We start from the raw sequence: 14,344 nt of genomic DNA, 5'->3' as shown, positions 1-14,344 counted from the left end.
CAACCTGAGAGCTTCACCGGCACCGCGTGGGGGCGGGCCGGCTTTCACCGTCGGTGAGAGCGGGTGCCGTCGGGCTTCCGCTCTGCTTTCCAGAGTGACCTCGTCCGCGCGGTACGGGTGCCTGAGAGATTCCGGGGAGGATTTGCTCCTTCGGCGTCTCCGTGAGGATTCTGAGGATTCCCCGGAGACTCTCCCGCGCGGGGTCGACAGCCACAGCCAGCCTACCAGCGCGCTTGCGTCGCCAGATCGCTCAAGTGGCCGATATCTCGGTTGTGCACTTTCGTAGTGGTTGGAGAGCAGTTGCGACCATGTGGAGGGACCGTGCAGACCGATATCGATCCGCGCAGCCTGATCGGCCGCAAGGCGTACGACCGCAACGGACACAAGATCGGAACCGTGGACGAGGTGTACCTGGACGACGCGACGGGTGTCCCGGAGTGGGCCGCCGTCCGCACGGGCCTGTTCAGCCGGGACGCGTTCGTCCCGCTGGAGCCCAGCGAACTGGCCGGCGACGGCCTGCACGTCCCGTACGAGCGGGCGCTGATCAAGGAGGCCCCGGACTTCGGCGTGGGCCGCCACCTCTCGCCGGAGCAGGAGCTCCAGCTCTACCGCCACTACAGCATCAGCCTGCCGCCCGCGCCCCACGAGGTCCGCGACTTCGGTCGGCTGGCCGGCCAGGACGAGGCCTGAGGGGGCAGAGCGGAGGATCGGGGCCGGGCCGAGGCCGGCGGCCGGATCGGGGTGGGGCCCGCGGAACCGGCCGGAGGCCGGGCACGTCCCCTACGCCTGCCCGCCCGGCACCAGCGGCAGCGGTTCGGACCGCTCCAGATCCGGATCGTCGACGAAGAAGGTCCGCACCCGCCCCGGAACCGTCGACCCCGGTACCTCGAAGCGGACGGTGACCCGTCCGACCCCGCTCCCCTGCACCCACCCGGGGCCGTACTCCGCGTGCCGGACGTCCTGCCCGGCCGCCCACCGCCGTTCCGCGGGCGGCTCCGGCGTGGGAGCGGCCGACGCGTCGGCGGACTGCTCCACGTCGGCCTCCTCCGCGGCCTCCGCCGCCCCCGCCTGCGCGAACAGGTCCTCCTGGGTGTAGTCCGCGAGCCCGCTCACCCCGACGCCGAGCAGCCGCACCCCGCCCGTGGTGTCCACGCCCTCCAGGAGCCTGGCCGCCGCCTCCCGTACGACGACGTGGTCGTCCGTGGGCCCCCGCAGCGTCTCCGACCGGGTGAGCGTCGAGAAGTCGAACCGGCGCACCTTGAGCACGATCGTCCGCCCGGAGTGCCCCGAGGCCCGCAGCCGCGCCACGCACCGCTCCGCGAGCCGTTCCACCTCGGTCCGGATCCGCACCCGGTCGTGCAGGTCCACGTCGAAGGTGTCCTCCACGGACACCGACTTGGCATCCCGCTCGGCCACCACGGGCCGGTCGTCGTGGCCCTGGGCCATCCGGTGCAGCGAGGTCCCGTGCGCCCGCCCCAGCAGCCGTACGAGCTCGTCCTCGCCGGCCGCCACCAGGTCCGCGACCGTCGTCATGCCCGCCCGCCGCAGGTGCTCGCCGGTGGCCGGCCCGACCCCCGGGATGATCCGTACGGACTTCGGCCCCAGCAGCTCGCGCTCCGTGCCCGGCTCGATCAGCACCAGGCCGTCCGGCTTGGCCTCCTCCGAGGCGATCTTCGCGATCATCTTCGACCCCGCCAGCCCCACCGACCCCGTGAGCCCCGTGGTACCGAGAATGTCCCTGCGCAGCCGCTCACCGGCCTCCCGCGCGCTCGCCGCGTCCCAGGCCGTACCCCCGGCCTCCAGGTCCACGAAGGCCTCGTCCAGGCTCAGCGGCTCGACCAGCGGCGACAGCCGGCCGAGGAGTTCCATGACCTGCTCGCTGACCGACCGGTACAACGAGAACCGGGGCACCAGATACGCCGCGTTCGGCGCGAGCCGGCGCGCCTGCGCCATCGGCATCGCCGAGTGCACCCCGAACCGCCGGGCCTCGTACGAGGCCGTCGCGACGACCCCGCGCGGCCCCAGCCCGCCGACCACCACCGGTTTGCCGCGCAGGCTGGGCTTCGCCGCCTGCTCTGCGGCGGCGAAGAACGCATCCATGTCCAGATGCAGGATCGTCGGCGCGGCTCTCACGACTCCGATGCTGCCCTACGCCACTGACAATGGGACCCGCACTGACGTGCGAGTCCCTCAGGGTGTCACCGGCTCAGACCGCCCGGTCGCGCCGGCGGCGCGCCAGCTCGTCGCTCGGGTTGTGTCCGATCAGCGTCTCGCCGGTGTCCACGCGTTCGCCGTGCAGCTGCGACAACGCCGCCTCGACGTCCCGCCACACCACGCCCACCGCGATCCCGAAGACGCCCTGCCCGCCCTGGAGCAGGTTCACCACCTCGTCGGGCGAGGAGCACTCGTACACGGTCGCGCCGTCGCTCATCAGCGTCATGCGCTCGAGATCCCGGAAACCCCGGGCCCGAAGGTGCTGCACCGCTGCACGGATGTTCTGCAGCGCGACACCGGTGTCCAGGAAGCGCTTGACGATCTTCAGGACGACGACGTCGCGAAAGCTGTAGAGCCGCTGCGTCCCCGAGCCGTACGCGGGCCGGACGCTGGGCTCCACAAGCCCGGTGCGCGCCCAGTAGTCCAGCTGCCGGTACGTGATGCCGGCCGCCGCGCACGCGGTCGGCCCCCGGTATCCGATGGTGTCGGTTCCGATGTCGGTGCCCGTGCCGGCCGCGCCCTCCTGGAGCGGGTACAGCCCGCCGTCTCCCGGAGTGCGTCCGAGAGCGCCCCCTGCCGTGCCGTCGCCGCTGCTCATCACGCCGACCCTCCGTCCTTGACCTGCCCACTCGACGGTAGGCAGTCACTCGGGGTGCGTCAACGATCGCCACACTCGGCACGCCGAGTGATAATCACCCTGAGAGTGGTTTCCCGTGTCCCTCGCCGGGAAAGGCTTCTCGAATGCGCTGAAAGCGCCCCGAGGGACGAAGGTCGGCGGAGCCGGCCGGACGGTCGCCGGCCGGCCGCCGTCACTGGCTGTTCGTGCCGAAATCCTCGGGAGAGATCTGGTCGAGGAACTCGCGGAACTTCTCCACCTCGTCCTCCTGCTCGTCCGGAATCGCGATGCCGGCGTCGTCCAGGACGCCGTCGCTGCCGTAGATCGGCGTTCCCGTGCGCAGCGCCAGCGCTATCGCGTCGGACGGCCGCGCGCTCACCTCGACACCACTGGCGAAGACCAGCTCCGCGTAGAAGACGCCTTCACGGAGGTCGGTGATCCGGACCTCGGTGAGCTCCTGGCCCACCGCCTCCAGGACGTCCTTGAAGAGGTCGTGCGTCAGCGGCCTCGCCGGAGCCATGCCCTGCTGGGCGAAGGCGATCGCGGTCGCCTCCCCGGGGCCGATCCAAATGGGGAGGTACCGGTCGCCTCCCACTTCACGCAGGAGCACGATCGGCTGGTTCGAGGGCATTTCCACCCGGACACCCACAACGTCGAGCTCGTTCACACAGCAACCCTAGGACGTGCCCGACCGGTTTGGATAGTCGGGCCCCTCCAAGATCACGGCAGCCGGAGCCCCAGCGCGGTCTGGACCAGTGCCGCGTGAAGCCGTACGGAGAGGCCCGCCAGCTCCTTCGCGGTGGCCTCCGCATGTGCTCTGGTCTGCGGATTCCGGTGCCGGCGCAGCGGTGCGACCATCTGTTCGACCAGTCCGGCCTCGCGATCCGCGGCCGCCTTCACCGCCCGGAGGTGCCGCGGTTCCAAACCGAATCTCCCCAGATCCGCGACAAGTCTGGCGACGGTGACCGCCTCCGCGTCATAGCCGCCCTCGGCCCCCGGAACGAGGAGCCCGTACGACTCCCACTCGGCGAGCTCCGCCTCGGTGACCTCCGCGGCGGCCAGCAGCTCGGCCCGGCCGATCCGCGCCGCCGTCGGCCGGTCCTGCTCCGGGTCCCAGGCTCCGTCCAGCAGGTCCCGCTGCGGACTCGGGGAGGGCAGTTTGACCTGCTCGCCCCGGGCGAGCGCGTCGAGATGCTCGCGGATCACCTTGAGCGGCAGGTAGTGGTCACGCTGCATCCGCAGGATCTGGGCGAGCCGCTCCACGTCCTGCGGGCTGAACTTGCGGTAGCCGGAGGCCGTCCGCTGCGGCTCGACGAGCCCCTCGGCCTCCAGAAACCGGATCTTGGAGATGGTCACTTCGGGAAACTCGTCGCGCAGCTGGTTCAGCACCGTCCCGATGCTGACCAGCCGGTCGCCCGCGGTGGCGGTGCCGTGACCGGCACCGCCCGTCGGTGTTCGCAGCATGGACCTTCCCTGAAGGGTTCCCGGAGGGGTCACACGCCCCGCTGGCTGGAGTAGAACACCAGCCGGTACTTGCCGATCTGGACCTCGTCGCCGTTGTTGAGCCGGATCGCCGTCTCGATCGGCTCACGGTTGAGGTACGTGCCGTTGAGGCTGCCGACGTCGCTCACGGTGAAGCCGCCGTCGGGCTGCCGACGGAACTCGACGTGGTGACGCGACACGGTGATGTCGTCGAGGAAGATGTCGCTCTGCGGGTGGCGGCCGGCCGTGGTCAGCTCACCGTCCAGCAGGAACCGGCTGCCCGAGTTCGGACCGCGGCGCACCACCAGGAGCGCCGAACCGGCCGGCAGGGCGTCGACCGCGGCCTGCGCCTCGGGCGACAGCGACGGAAGCTGCGTCTGGCCCGTGACCTCGGCGTCGTACGCCTCCAGGCCCGAGATCGAGATCGTGGACGTCGTCTCCGACGGACGCTCGGCCGGGGCACCACGCAGCGGCGCCCCGCAGTTGGAGCAGAACCGACTGTCCGCGGCATTGCGGTGGCCGCACCTCGTACACACCGGCATGGACGCATCCTCCTGCCGCGGCTGCCCCGCGGAGGCGTGGGTCGCATACGGGTCGGGGGCAAACCCTCCACCCGCACTTGAGGTTGATGGTTCTCCGAAACCTATGCGGCCGGGACCGGCAGGGTCAACAGAAGACGCGCCCTGTCCGCCCGGAATGTCACCGCCCTGCGCACCGACCTCGTCGCGGAAGAGAGGGCGCTCGGCCTCCTGCTCCCCGCTCTGGGCCTGGCGCGGCGCGCGGTGCTTGGCGTTGCCGCCGTCCTCGCGTGCGCTCTTGCCGAACAACTTCGCAAACAACTTCACGGGCGATTCCCCTTGACCGAAACAGACCCGCCCGTGGGGCAGGACGAACCCTGACTGAACACACCTGCCGACCCGGACACTTTCACAACGTCCGTATCCTCCGGACAGTTTCCACCACGCACCCTGCTTGTGATGCGGCGACCCCCCGCAACGTCACGTCCTTGTCCCCCGGCCCCCATGCACCCCTGCCTCACTGCGATGACGACCGAGCGTAGTCAGGCCGCTCCGCCGGTCGCAAGGCATCCACGACGATCTTGTTCGAGCGGGTCACCGTGGCGGTGGCCTGCTCCTTCTCCAGCGTCTGCACCACACCGCCGGGAATGTTCAGCGCCGGCTCCAGGTCCTCCGGCTTGCCGATGACCTTGAACCGGTACGGAGCGTCGATCTTCTTGCCGTCGACCTCTATGTCGCCGTCCCCGCCGGAGAAGTAGCTGTCCGCCACCACCCGGACGTCGTTGACCTGGATCGCCTCGGCGCCCGCCGCACGCAGCTCCTGGATCGCGTCCAGCAGCATGTCCGACTCGACCGAGCCGGCACCGTCCGTGACCGTCAGCGTGATCCCCGGCCCCTGCGCGGCGACCGTGCCGGCCAGGATGCCGAGCTGCCGCTCCTTCTCGAGCGTCTGCTTGCGGGCCTCCTCCGCCTGGTCGGAGCTGCTCTCCAGCTCGGAGCGCTGGCTCTCCAGGCGGGTCTTCTCGTCCTCGAGACGCTGGGTGCGGTCGTCCAGCTCGTCGAGGATGCGGACCAGGTCCTCCTGCCGCGCCCCGCGCAGCGCGCTGTTGTCACTCGTCGAACGGACCTGGATCGCCAGACCCAGACCGAGCACGAACAGCAGCAGGGCCACGACGAGTTGGGCGCGGCTGAATCGCGGCGGCCACAGCCCGGCGGCCAGCCGCTGGCGACCGGTCTGCTCCGGCTTCGATGCCTCGGCGGCCTGCGCCGGCGTCTCCTCGGGCGTCTCCGAGGGGGTGTCCTCGGGCGTCCCCTGGGGGTTCTCCTCGGTACTCATCGGCCTCACGCCCGGAACACGTGACGCCGGATGGCGGCCGCGTTGGAGAAGATCCGGATACCGAGCACGACCACCACACCGGTCGACAGCTGCGCGCCCACGCCCAGCTTGTCGCCGAGGAACACGATCAGCGCCGCCACGACCACGTTCGACAGGAACGAGACCACGAAGACCTTGTCGACGAAGATCCCGTCGAGCATGGCCCGCAGGCCGCCGAAGACCGCGTCCAGTGCCGCGACCACGGCGATCGGAAGATAGGGCTCGACCACCGCAGGCACCTCGGGCCGGACCAACAGTCCGACCACGACTCCCACGACCAGGCCCAGTACGGCGATCACGATGTGCCCTTCCCTGTGTCGGCCGAAGCCTCTCCGGTGGCCTCCGCGGCCCCGGCGCCCCTCGGCTCAGCTGTGCGTACGATCAGGCTCGGCGCGGCCGGCAGGCGCACCTCGTCCTCGACGGAGATGCTGCTGCGGATCCCGAAGTTCTCCTGGAGCACATGCAGGTACTGGCCGTCGGCGCTGTCCTGGAACGCGGTGCTCAGCCGCTGCCCGTCCCCCACCGCCAGCACGGTGTACGGCGGCACCAGCGGACGGTTGTCGACCAGTATGGCGTCACCCGCCGCGCGGATCGCCGACAGCGAGGTCAGCCGCTGGCCGTTGATAGACACGGCCTCCGCGCCGGACTGCCACAGCCCGTTGACCACTCGCTGCATGTCCCGGTCGCGCACCCGCCCCGTGTCCGCGAAGCCACTGCTCTCGCGCGGACCGCCACCGCCGTCCTCGGCACCCTTGGCGTCGTCCACGACCAGCTTCACACCCGGCCCGCGCACCGGCGTCGCGCCGGACAGCAGCGCCACCAGCTCCGCCTGGTCGCCGCCGTGCTCCTCCAGGGCCTTGCGCTGCCGCTCCCCCACCTCGGCCCGGACCTTCTCTACGTTCTGCTCCAGCTCGTCGGCGGCCGTCGTCTCCGCGTCGATGCGGTCGATCAGCTCCTGCCGCTCCTTCGCCACGATCGGCGCGGCTATCTGTGCCTGCGCCGCACCCAGGGTGACGACCGCGGCCGCCAGGACGAGGCCGGCGGCGAGCCCGAGCTTGGCCCGCAGCGGACGCGGCATTCCGCCGCCCTTGGCGGCCCGCCGGGCCGTCGCCTCGGCATAGCCGTCGTCGAGGGCGTGGTCCATCACGTTGTTCAGCAGCGACATCGACGCGTCGGGACGCGGAGGCGGGGAGCCGGTGCTCCGAACGGGGGGCTGCTGCGACATGCCGCACATCGTCGCACGTCGTAGGGGCTACCGCCGAATGGCCCCACCAAAGCGCCAGGCGGCCCCCCTGCGGAGACCGCCCGGCACACCCGTCACAACGTCACCTACCGGCACTCTCCACGACGCCGGACCACTCGTCGAGCAGCGCCTGCGCGGACGTGTCGTCCGGCCCCTCGGCCCACAGATGGGTGACGGCCTCCGCCGGGTCGGGCAGCACCATCACCCAGCGCCCGTCCGCCTCCACCACCCGCACACCGTCGGTGGTGTCCACGAACCGGTCCCCGGCCGCCTCCACCACCCGGCGCATCACCAGACCCTTCACCGCCCACGGCGTCGCCACGTCCCGCTTGATCACATGGGCCCGCGGAATCCGCGCGTCGATCTGGCTGAGCGTGAGCTGCGTACGGGCCACCAGACCGATCAGCCGGACGAAGGCGGCCGCGCCGTCGAAGACGCTGCTGAACTCCGGCACGATGAACCCGCCGCGCCCGTCCCCGCCGAAGATCGTCGACTCCTCGCGGCCCACCCGCGTCAGGTCGTCCGGCGAGGTCGTCGTCCACTCCACCTGCGTCCCGTGGTACGCCGCCACCTGCTCGGCGATCCGGGTCGTCGTCACGGGCAGCGCCACCCGGCCCGACCGCCGCTCGGCGGCCACCAGGTCCAGCATCACCAGCAGCGACCGGTCGTCCTCGATGATCCGGCCCCGCTCGTCGACCAGCGACAACCGCTCGCCGACCGGGTCGAACCGCACCCCGAAGGCCGCCCGCGCCGACGCCACGATCTCCCCGAGCCGCACCAGACCCGCCCGCCGCGCCTGGACGGACTCGGTGGGACGGGACTCGTCGAGTCCCGGGTTGATGGTCAGCGAGTCGACCTGGAGGCGGCCCAGCAGGCTCGGCAGAACGAGCCCGGCACTGCCGTTGGACGCGTCCACGACCACCTTGAGCCCGGCCTCGGCGATCCCCGTGGTGTCCACCTGCCGCAGCAGGGACCCGGTGTACGAGTCGAACACGCTGGCCGGGAAGGACAGGTCACCGATCTCCCCCGGGAACGCCCGCCGGTACTCCTGACGCGCGTACACCCGGTCCAGCTTGCGCTGCCCGGCCTGCGAGAGGTCGGCTCCGCGCTCGTCGAAGAACATGATGTCCACCGAGTCCGGAACGCCCGGGGAGGTCCGCACCATGATCCCGCCGGCACTGCCCCGCGCGGTCTGCTGCCGCGCCACCGGCAGCGGCACGTTCTCCAGGTCGCGTACGTCGATGGCGCTGGCCTGCAGCGCCGAGATCACCGCCCGCTTCAGCGCCCGCGCCCCCCTGGAGTGGTCCCGCGCGGTCGTGACCGTCGAGCCCTTCTTCAGCGTCGTCGCGTACGCCCCGGCCAGCCGCACGGCCAGCTCGGGCGTGATCTCCACGTTGAGGATGCCGGACACCCCGCGCGCGCCGAAGAGATGCGCCTGGCCGCGGGACTCCCAGATCACGGAGGTGTTGACGAAGGCGCCGGCCTCGATGGTCTTGAACGGGTAGACGCGGACGTTGCCCTGCACGATCGATTCCTCACCGATCAGGCACTCGTCCCCGATGACGGCCCCGTCCTCGATCCGCGAGGCCCGCATGATGTCGGTGTTCTTCCCGATCACACAGCCGCGGAGATTGCTCTGCTGCCCGATGTACACGTTGTCGTGGACCACGGCCTTGTGCAGGAACGCCCCGGACTTCACGACCACGTTCGAGCCGACGACGGTGTGCTCGCGGATCTCCGCGCCCGCCTCGACCTTCGCGTAGTCCCCGATGTACAGCGGCCCGCGCAGCACGGCGTCCGGGTGGACCTCCGCCCCTTCGGCGACCCACACCCCGGGTGAGATCTCGAACCCGTCGAGCTCGACCTGCACCTTGCCCTCGAGGACGTCGGCCTGGGCCTTGACGTAGCTCTCGTGGGTGCCGACGTCCTCCCAGTAGCCCTCGGCGACATAGCCGTAGATCGGCTTGCCCTCCTTCATCAGCTGAGGGAAGACGTCACCGGACCAGTCGACCGGAACATCGGCCTCGACGTAGTCGAAGACCTCCGGCTCCATCACGTAGATGCCGGTGTTCACCGTGTCGGAAAAGACCTGCCCCCACGTCGGCTTTTCGAGGAAGCGCTCGACTTTTCCCTCCTCGTCGACGATCGTGATGCCGAATTCCAGCGGATTGGGAACCCGCGTGAGGCATACGGTGACGAGGGCGCCCTTCTCCTTGTGGAAGGAGATGAGATCGCTGAGGTCGAAGTCGGTGAGCGCGTCCCCGGAGATGACGAGGAAGGCGTCGTCCTTCAGCGCCTCCTCGGCGTTCTTCACGCTCCCGGCGGTTCCGAGTGGCTTCTCCTCATTGGCGTACGAGAGCTCCATTCCGAGGTCCTCGCCGTCGCCGAAGTAGTTCTTGACGAGAGAGGCGAGAAACTGGACGGTCACGACGGTCTCGGTGAGACCATGCCGCTTGAGCAGGCGCAGCACATGCTCCATGATCGGCCGGTTGGCGACCGGCAGAAGCGGTTTGGGCATGCTCGAGGTCATCGGGCGAAGTCGCGTACCTTCGCCACCAGCCATCACGACGGCCTTCATGTCGGAAGCGTCCTCCTTGAGAGACGACGGTCTGACCGACCTCACCCATCCGCACAGTGGACCACTCGCGTCATTGCTGGTGCCGGCGACACTGCACGGCACGGGCAGACGGGCTCAATCGGCCTCGGTGTCCGCCTTGACGAGGCGGCGGACCTGGACCACGTAGAGGATCCCTGCCCACCAATAGAGACTTGTACCCCATCCGGCGAACGCCCACCCGAAAACTTCAGCGAGTGACGCAAGCAACCCCTCTCCGTCACTGAGGAGAAGCAACGGGAAGGCGTACATCAAGTTGAAGGTCGCAGCTTTTCCGAGGAAGTTGACCTGCGGCGGCGGATAGCCGTGCCGGCGGAGGATTCCCACCATCACCAGCAACATCAGCTCCCGCGCCAAAAGCGCGAGGGTGAGCCAGAGCGGAAGGATCTCCCGCCAGGTGAGTCCGACCAGCGTGGAAAGGATGTACAGCCGGTCCGCGGCGGGATCCAGCAGCCGGCCGAGACTGCTGATCTGGTTCCAGCGGCGGGCGAGCTTCCCGTCGAGATAGTCGCTGACCCCGCTCAGCGCGAGAACCAGCAACGCCCAGCCATCGCTGTTGGGACCGCCGAACTCGGGACGGAGAATCAGCCACAGGAAGAGCGGCACGGCCGCCAGACGCGCCATGCTGAGGATGTTGGGGATGGTGAGGACCCGGTTCGTCTGAACGCGAGTCTCCTGGACCTCCACCCGGGGGCCTCCTGTGGGAAATGAGCCAACGATGCCCACTGACCTTACCGGCAGCCGCCGCCGGGGCGTGCACAGGGGTGCCGGCAACTTGGTCGTGAACGCAGGAAAGCCCCGCACCATAAGGTGCGGGGCTTTCCCACAATGATTGTTCGGCGGCGTCCTACTCTCCCACAGGGTCCCCCCTGCAGTACCATCGGCGCTGAAAGGCTTAGCTTCCGGGTTCGGAATGTAACCGGGCGTTTCCCTAACGCTATGACCACCGAAACACTATGAAGTTGAACTCAACCGGCAAAGGGAGTTCGTTACTTCAGAACTAACACAGTGGACGCGAGCAACTGAGGACAAGCCCTCGGCCTATTAGTACCGGTCAGCTCCACCCATTACTGGGCTTCCACATCCGGCCTATCAACCCAGTCGTCTACTGGGAGCCTTACCCTCTCAAGGAGGTGGGAATACTCATCTCGAAGCAGGCTTCCCGCTTAGATGCTTTCAGCGGTTATCCCTCCCGAACGTAGCCAACCAGCCATGCCCTTGGCAGGACAACTGGCACACCAGAGGTTCGTCCGTCCCGGTCCTCTCGTACTAGGGACAGCCCTTCTCAATATTCCTGCGCGCACAGAGGATAGGGACCGAACTGTCTCACGACGTTCTAAACCCAGCTCGCGTACCGCTTTAATGGGCGAACAGCCCAACCCTTGGGACCGACTCCAGCCCCAGGATGCGACGAGCCGACATCGAGGTGCCAAACCATCCCGTCGATATGGACTCTTGGGGAAGATCAGCCTGTTATCCCCGGGGTACCTTTTATCCGTTGAGCGACGGCGCTTCCACAAGCCACCGCCGGATCACTAGTCCCGACTTTCGTCCCTGCTCGACCCGTCGGTCTCACAGTCAAGCTCCCTTGTGCACTTACACTCAACACCTGATTGCCAACCAGGCTGAGGGAACCTTTGGGCGCCTCCGTTACCCTTTGGGAGGCAACCGCCCCAGTTAAACTACCCATCAGACACTGTCCCTGATCCGGATCACGGACCGAGGTTAGACATCCAGCACGACCAGAGTGGTATTTCAACGGCGACTCCACAACCACTGGCGTGGCTGCTTCAAAGTCTCCCACCTATCCTACACAAGCCGAACCGAACACCAATATCAAACTGTAGTAAAGGTCCCGGGGTCTTTCCGTCCTTCTGCGCGAAACGAGCATCTTTACTCGTAGTGCAATTTCACCGGGCCTATGGTTGAGACAGTCGAGAAGTCGTTACGCCATTCGTGCAGGTCGGAACTTACCCGACAAGGAATTTCGCTACCTTAGGATGGTTATAGTTACCACCGCCGTTTACTGGCGCTTAAGTTCTCAGCTTCGCCCTGTCGAAACAGAGCTAACCGGTCCCCTTAACGTTCCAGCACCGGGCAGGCGTCAGTCCGTATACATCGCCTTACGGCTTCGCACGGACCTGTGTTTTTAGTAAACAGTCGCTTCTCGCTGGTCTCTGCGGCCACCCCCAGCTCAGAGTGCAAGACTCATCACCAGACGTGGCCCCCCTTCTCCCGAAGTTACGGGGGCATTTTGCCGAGTTCCTTAACCATAGTTCACCCGAACGCCTCGGTATTCTCTACCTGACCACCTGAGTCGGTTTAGGGTACGGGCCGCCATGAAACTCGCTAGAGGCTTTTCTCGACAGCATAGGATCATCCACTTCACCACAATCGGCTCGGCATCAGGTCTCAGGCTATGTGCTGTCCGGATTTGCCTAGACAGCGCCCTACACCCTTACCCCGGGACAACCACCGCCCGGGCTGGACTACCTTCCTGCGTCACCCCATCGCTTACCTACTACCACCTTGGGTCAGCGGCTCCACCACTCCCCTTTGCCCGAAGGCTCCGGGGCGGCTTCACGGCCTTAGCATTAATGGGCTCGATATTGGGCGTTTCAAAGCGGGTACCGGAATATCAACCGGTTGTCCATCGACTACGCCTGTCGGCCTCGCCTTAGGTCCCGACTTACCCTGGGCAGATCAGCTTGACCCAGGAACCCTTAGTCAATCGGCGCACACGTTTCTCACGTGTGTATCGCTACTCATGCCTGCATTCTCACTCGTGAACCGTCCACAACTCGCTTCCGCGGCTGCTTCACCCGGCACACGACGCTCCCCTACCCATCACAGCGGGCGTTGGCCCTATTGCTGCAATGACACGACTTCGGCGGTACGCTTGAGCCCCGCTACATTGTCGGCGCGGAATCACTTGACCAGTGAGCTATTACGCACTCTTTCAAGGGTGGCTGCTTCTAAGCCAACCTCCTGGTTGTCTCTGCGACTCCACATCCTTTCCCACTTAGCGTACGCTTAGGGGCCTTAGTCGATGCTCTGGGCTGTTTCCCTCTCGACCATGGAGCTTATCCCCCACAGTCTCACTGCCGTGCTCTCACTTACCGGCATTCGGAGTTTGGCTAAGGTCAGTAACCCGGTAGGGCCCATCGCCTATCCAGTGCTCTACCTCCGGCAAGAAACACACGACGCTGCACCTAAATGCATTTCGGGGAGAACCAGCTATCACGGAGTTTGATTGGCCTTTCACCCCTAACCACAGGTCATCCCCCAGGTTTTCAACCCTGGTGGGTTCGGTCCTCCACGAAGTCTTACCTCCGCTTCAACCTGCCCATGGCTAGATCACTCCGCTTCGGGTCTTGAGCGCGCTACTGAATCGCCCTATTCGGACTCGCTTTCGCTACGGCTTCCCCACACGGGTTAACCTCGCAACACACCGCAAACTCGCAGGCTCATTCTTCAAAAGGCACGCAGTCACGAGACGTGCAAGCACGTCCGACGCTCCCACGGCTTGTAGGCACACGGTTTCAGGTACTATTTCACTCCGCTCCCGCGGTACTTTTCACCATTCCCTCACGGTACTATCCGCTATCGGTCACCAGGGAATATTTAGGCTTAGCGGGTGGTCCCGCCAGATTCACACGGGATTTCTCGGGCCCCGTGCTACTTGGGTGTCTCTCAAGCAAGCCGTACAGATTTCAGCTACGGGGGTCTTACCCTCTACGCCGGACCTTTCGCATGTCCTTCGCCTATCCATACGGTTTCTGACTCGCCTCACAGCCGGCAGACTGTGAAAGAGAGATCCCACAACCCCGCATGCGCAACCCCTGCCGGGTATCACACGCATACGGTTTGGCCTCATCCGGTTTCGCTCGCCACTACTCCCGGAATCACGGTTGTTTTCTCTTCCTGAGGGTACTGAGATGTTTCACTTCCCCTCGTTCCCTCCACATGCCCTATGTGTTCAGGCATGGGTGACAGCCCATGACGACTGCCGGGTTTCCCCATTCGGAAACCCCCGGATCAAAGCCTGGTTGACGGCTCCCCGGGGACTATCGTGGCCTCCCACGTCCTTCATCGGTTCCTGGTGCCAAGGCATCCACCGTGCGCCCTTAAAAACTTGGCCACAGATGCTCGCGTCCACTGTGTAGTTCTCAAGCAACGACCAGCCACCCATCACCCTGCTGCAAGCAGCAAGTTCACTGGGGCCGGCATCGCGAAGGTCGACCGTTACGGCCGTACCCTCAGATACCCAACAACGTGCCAG

11 protein-coding genes, 2 rRNA genes and 1 riboswitch are annotated in these 14,344 nt (G+C 66.9%); of the genes, 1 reads left to right on the top strand and 12 read right to left on the bottom strand.

Annotated elements, in window-relative coordinates:
• Positions 1-99: 99 nt before the first annotated feature.
• Positions 100-206, bottom strand: a riboswitch (glycine riboswitch).
• Positions 207-321: 115 nt separating this feature from the next.
• Positions 322-690: a PRC-barrel domain-containing protein gene (locus tag R2D22_RS31245; RefSeq protein WP_318108275.1), complete on the top strand. Its 369-nt coding sequence runs from the start codon at positions 322-324 to the stop codon at positions 688-690.
• Between the two features lie 90 nt (positions 691-780).
• Here R2D22_RS31245 and R2D22_RS31240 read toward each other — a convergent pair whose 3' ends face one another.
• The 12 genes from R2D22_RS31240 to R2D22_RS31185 all read right to left on the bottom strand — a co-directional run bounded on the left by R2D22_RS31240 (position 781) and on the right by R2D22_RS31185 (position 14,203).
• Positions 781-2,133 (bottom strand): DNA polymerase IV, encoded by a 1,353-nt coding sequence (locus tag R2D22_RS31240; RefSeq protein ID WP_318108274.1) that lies wholly within the window; start codon positions 2,131-2,133, stop codon positions 781-783.
• A 73-nt stretch (positions 2,134-2,206) separates the two neighbouring features.
• The gene (locus R2D22_RS31235; RefSeq protein ID WP_318108273.1) at positions 2,207-2,812 is read right to left on the bottom strand and encodes a MerR family transcriptional regulator; all 606 of its coding nucleotides are present in this window, start codon (positions 2,810-2,812) and stop codon (positions 2,207-2,209) included.
• Between the two features lie 211 nt (positions 2,813-3,023).
• Positions 3,024-3,497, bottom strand: a complete 474-nt coding sequence (locus R2D22_RS31230) for a bifunctional nuclease family protein (RefSeq protein ID WP_006123076.1) — start codon at positions 3,495-3,497, stop codon at positions 3,024-3,026.
• A gap of 53 nt (positions 3,498-3,550) precedes the next feature.
• Positions 3,551-4,294, bottom strand: coding sequence for a transcriptional regulator FtsR (gene ftsR / locus R2D22_RS31225; protein WP_318108271.1), 744 nt, complete (start codon positions 4,292-4,294; stop codon positions 3,551-3,553).
• A 29-nt stretch (positions 4,295-4,323) separates the two neighbouring features.
• Positions 4,324-5,265: an FHA domain-containing protein gene (locus R2D22_RS31220; RefSeq protein WP_318110100.1), complete on the bottom strand. Its 942-nt coding sequence runs from the start codon at positions 5,263-5,265 to the stop codon at positions 4,324-4,326.
• 82 nt (positions 5,266-5,347) lie between these two features.
• Positions 5,348-6,166 (bottom strand): DUF881 domain-containing protein, encoded by an 819-nt coding sequence (locus R2D22_RS31215; protein WP_318108270.1) that lies wholly within the window; start codon positions 6,164-6,166, stop codon positions 5,348-5,350.
• Positions 6,167-6,171: 5 nt separating this feature from the next.
• The gene (locus R2D22_RS31210) at positions 6,172-6,504 is read right to left on the bottom strand and encodes a small basic family protein (RefSeq protein ID WP_003970459.1); all 333 of its coding nucleotides are present in this window, start codon (positions 6,502-6,504) and stop codon (positions 6,172-6,174) included.
• Positions 6,501-7,430 (bottom strand): DUF881 domain-containing protein, encoded by a 930-nt coding sequence (locus tag R2D22_RS31205; protein ID WP_318108269.1) that lies wholly within the window; start codon positions 7,428-7,430, stop codon positions 6,501-6,503. Before R2D22_RS31205 ends, R2D22_RS31210 begins: the two co-directional genes overlap by 4 nt.
• 100 nt (positions 7,431-7,530) lie before the next feature.
• Positions 7,531-10,026 carry a sugar phosphate nucleotidyltransferase gene (locus R2D22_RS31200; RefSeq protein ID WP_318108267.1) on the bottom strand — a complete coding sequence of 832 codons (2,496 nt, stop codon included), beginning with the start codon at positions 10,024-10,026 and terminating at the stop codon, positions 7,531-7,533.
• A 114-nt stretch (positions 10,027-10,140) separates the two neighbouring features.
• Positions 10,141-10,749 (bottom strand): cardiolipin synthase ClsA, encoded by a 609-nt coding sequence (clsA, locus tag R2D22_RS31195; RefSeq protein ID WP_318108266.1) that lies wholly within the window; start codon positions 10,747-10,749, stop codon positions 10,141-10,143.
• Positions 10,750-10,896: 147 nt separating this feature from the next.
• Positions 10,897-11,013 (bottom strand): 5S ribosomal RNA (rrf, locus tag R2D22_RS31190).
• Positions 11,014-11,086: 73 nt separating this feature from the next.
• Positions 11,087-14,203: ribosomal RNA gene (locus R2D22_RS31185) — 23S ribosomal RNA — on the bottom strand.
• Positions 14,204-14,344: the final 141 nt, after the last annotated feature.

It is taken from the genome of Streptomyces sp. HUAS YS2 (assembly GCF_033343995.1).
GTDB lineage: Bacteria > Actinomycetota > Actinomycetes > Streptomycetales > Streptomycetaceae > Streptomyces > Streptomyces solicathayae.
The sequence above is the reverse complement of the archived record's forward strand: the minus strand, read 5'-3'. Positions and strand labels throughout refer to the sequence as shown.

What these genes read in the sequence shown, in the direction of transcription:
- R2D22_RS31235 (WP_318108273.1), bottom strand. Translation starts at nt 2,812, where the DNA reads ATGAGCAGCGGCGACGGCACGGCAGGGGGCGCTCTCGGACGCACTCCG.
- ftsR (WP_318108271.1), bottom strand. Translation starts at nt 4,294, where the DNA reads ATGCTGCGAACACCGACGGGCGGTGCCGGTCACGGCACCGCCACCGCG.
- R2D22_RS31215 (WP_318108270.1), bottom strand. Translation starts at nt 6,166, where the DNA reads ATGAGTACCGAGGAGAACCCCCAGGGGACGCCCGAGGACACCCCCTCG.
- R2D22_RS31205 (WP_318108269.1), bottom strand. Translation starts at nt 7,430, where the DNA reads ATGTCGCAGCAGCCCCCCGTTCGGAGCACCGGCTCCCCGCCTCCGCGT.
- R2D22_RS31200 (WP_318108267.1), bottom strand. Translation starts at nt 10,026, where the DNA reads ATGAAGGCCGTCGTGATGGCTGGTGGCGAAGGTACGCGACTTCGCCCG.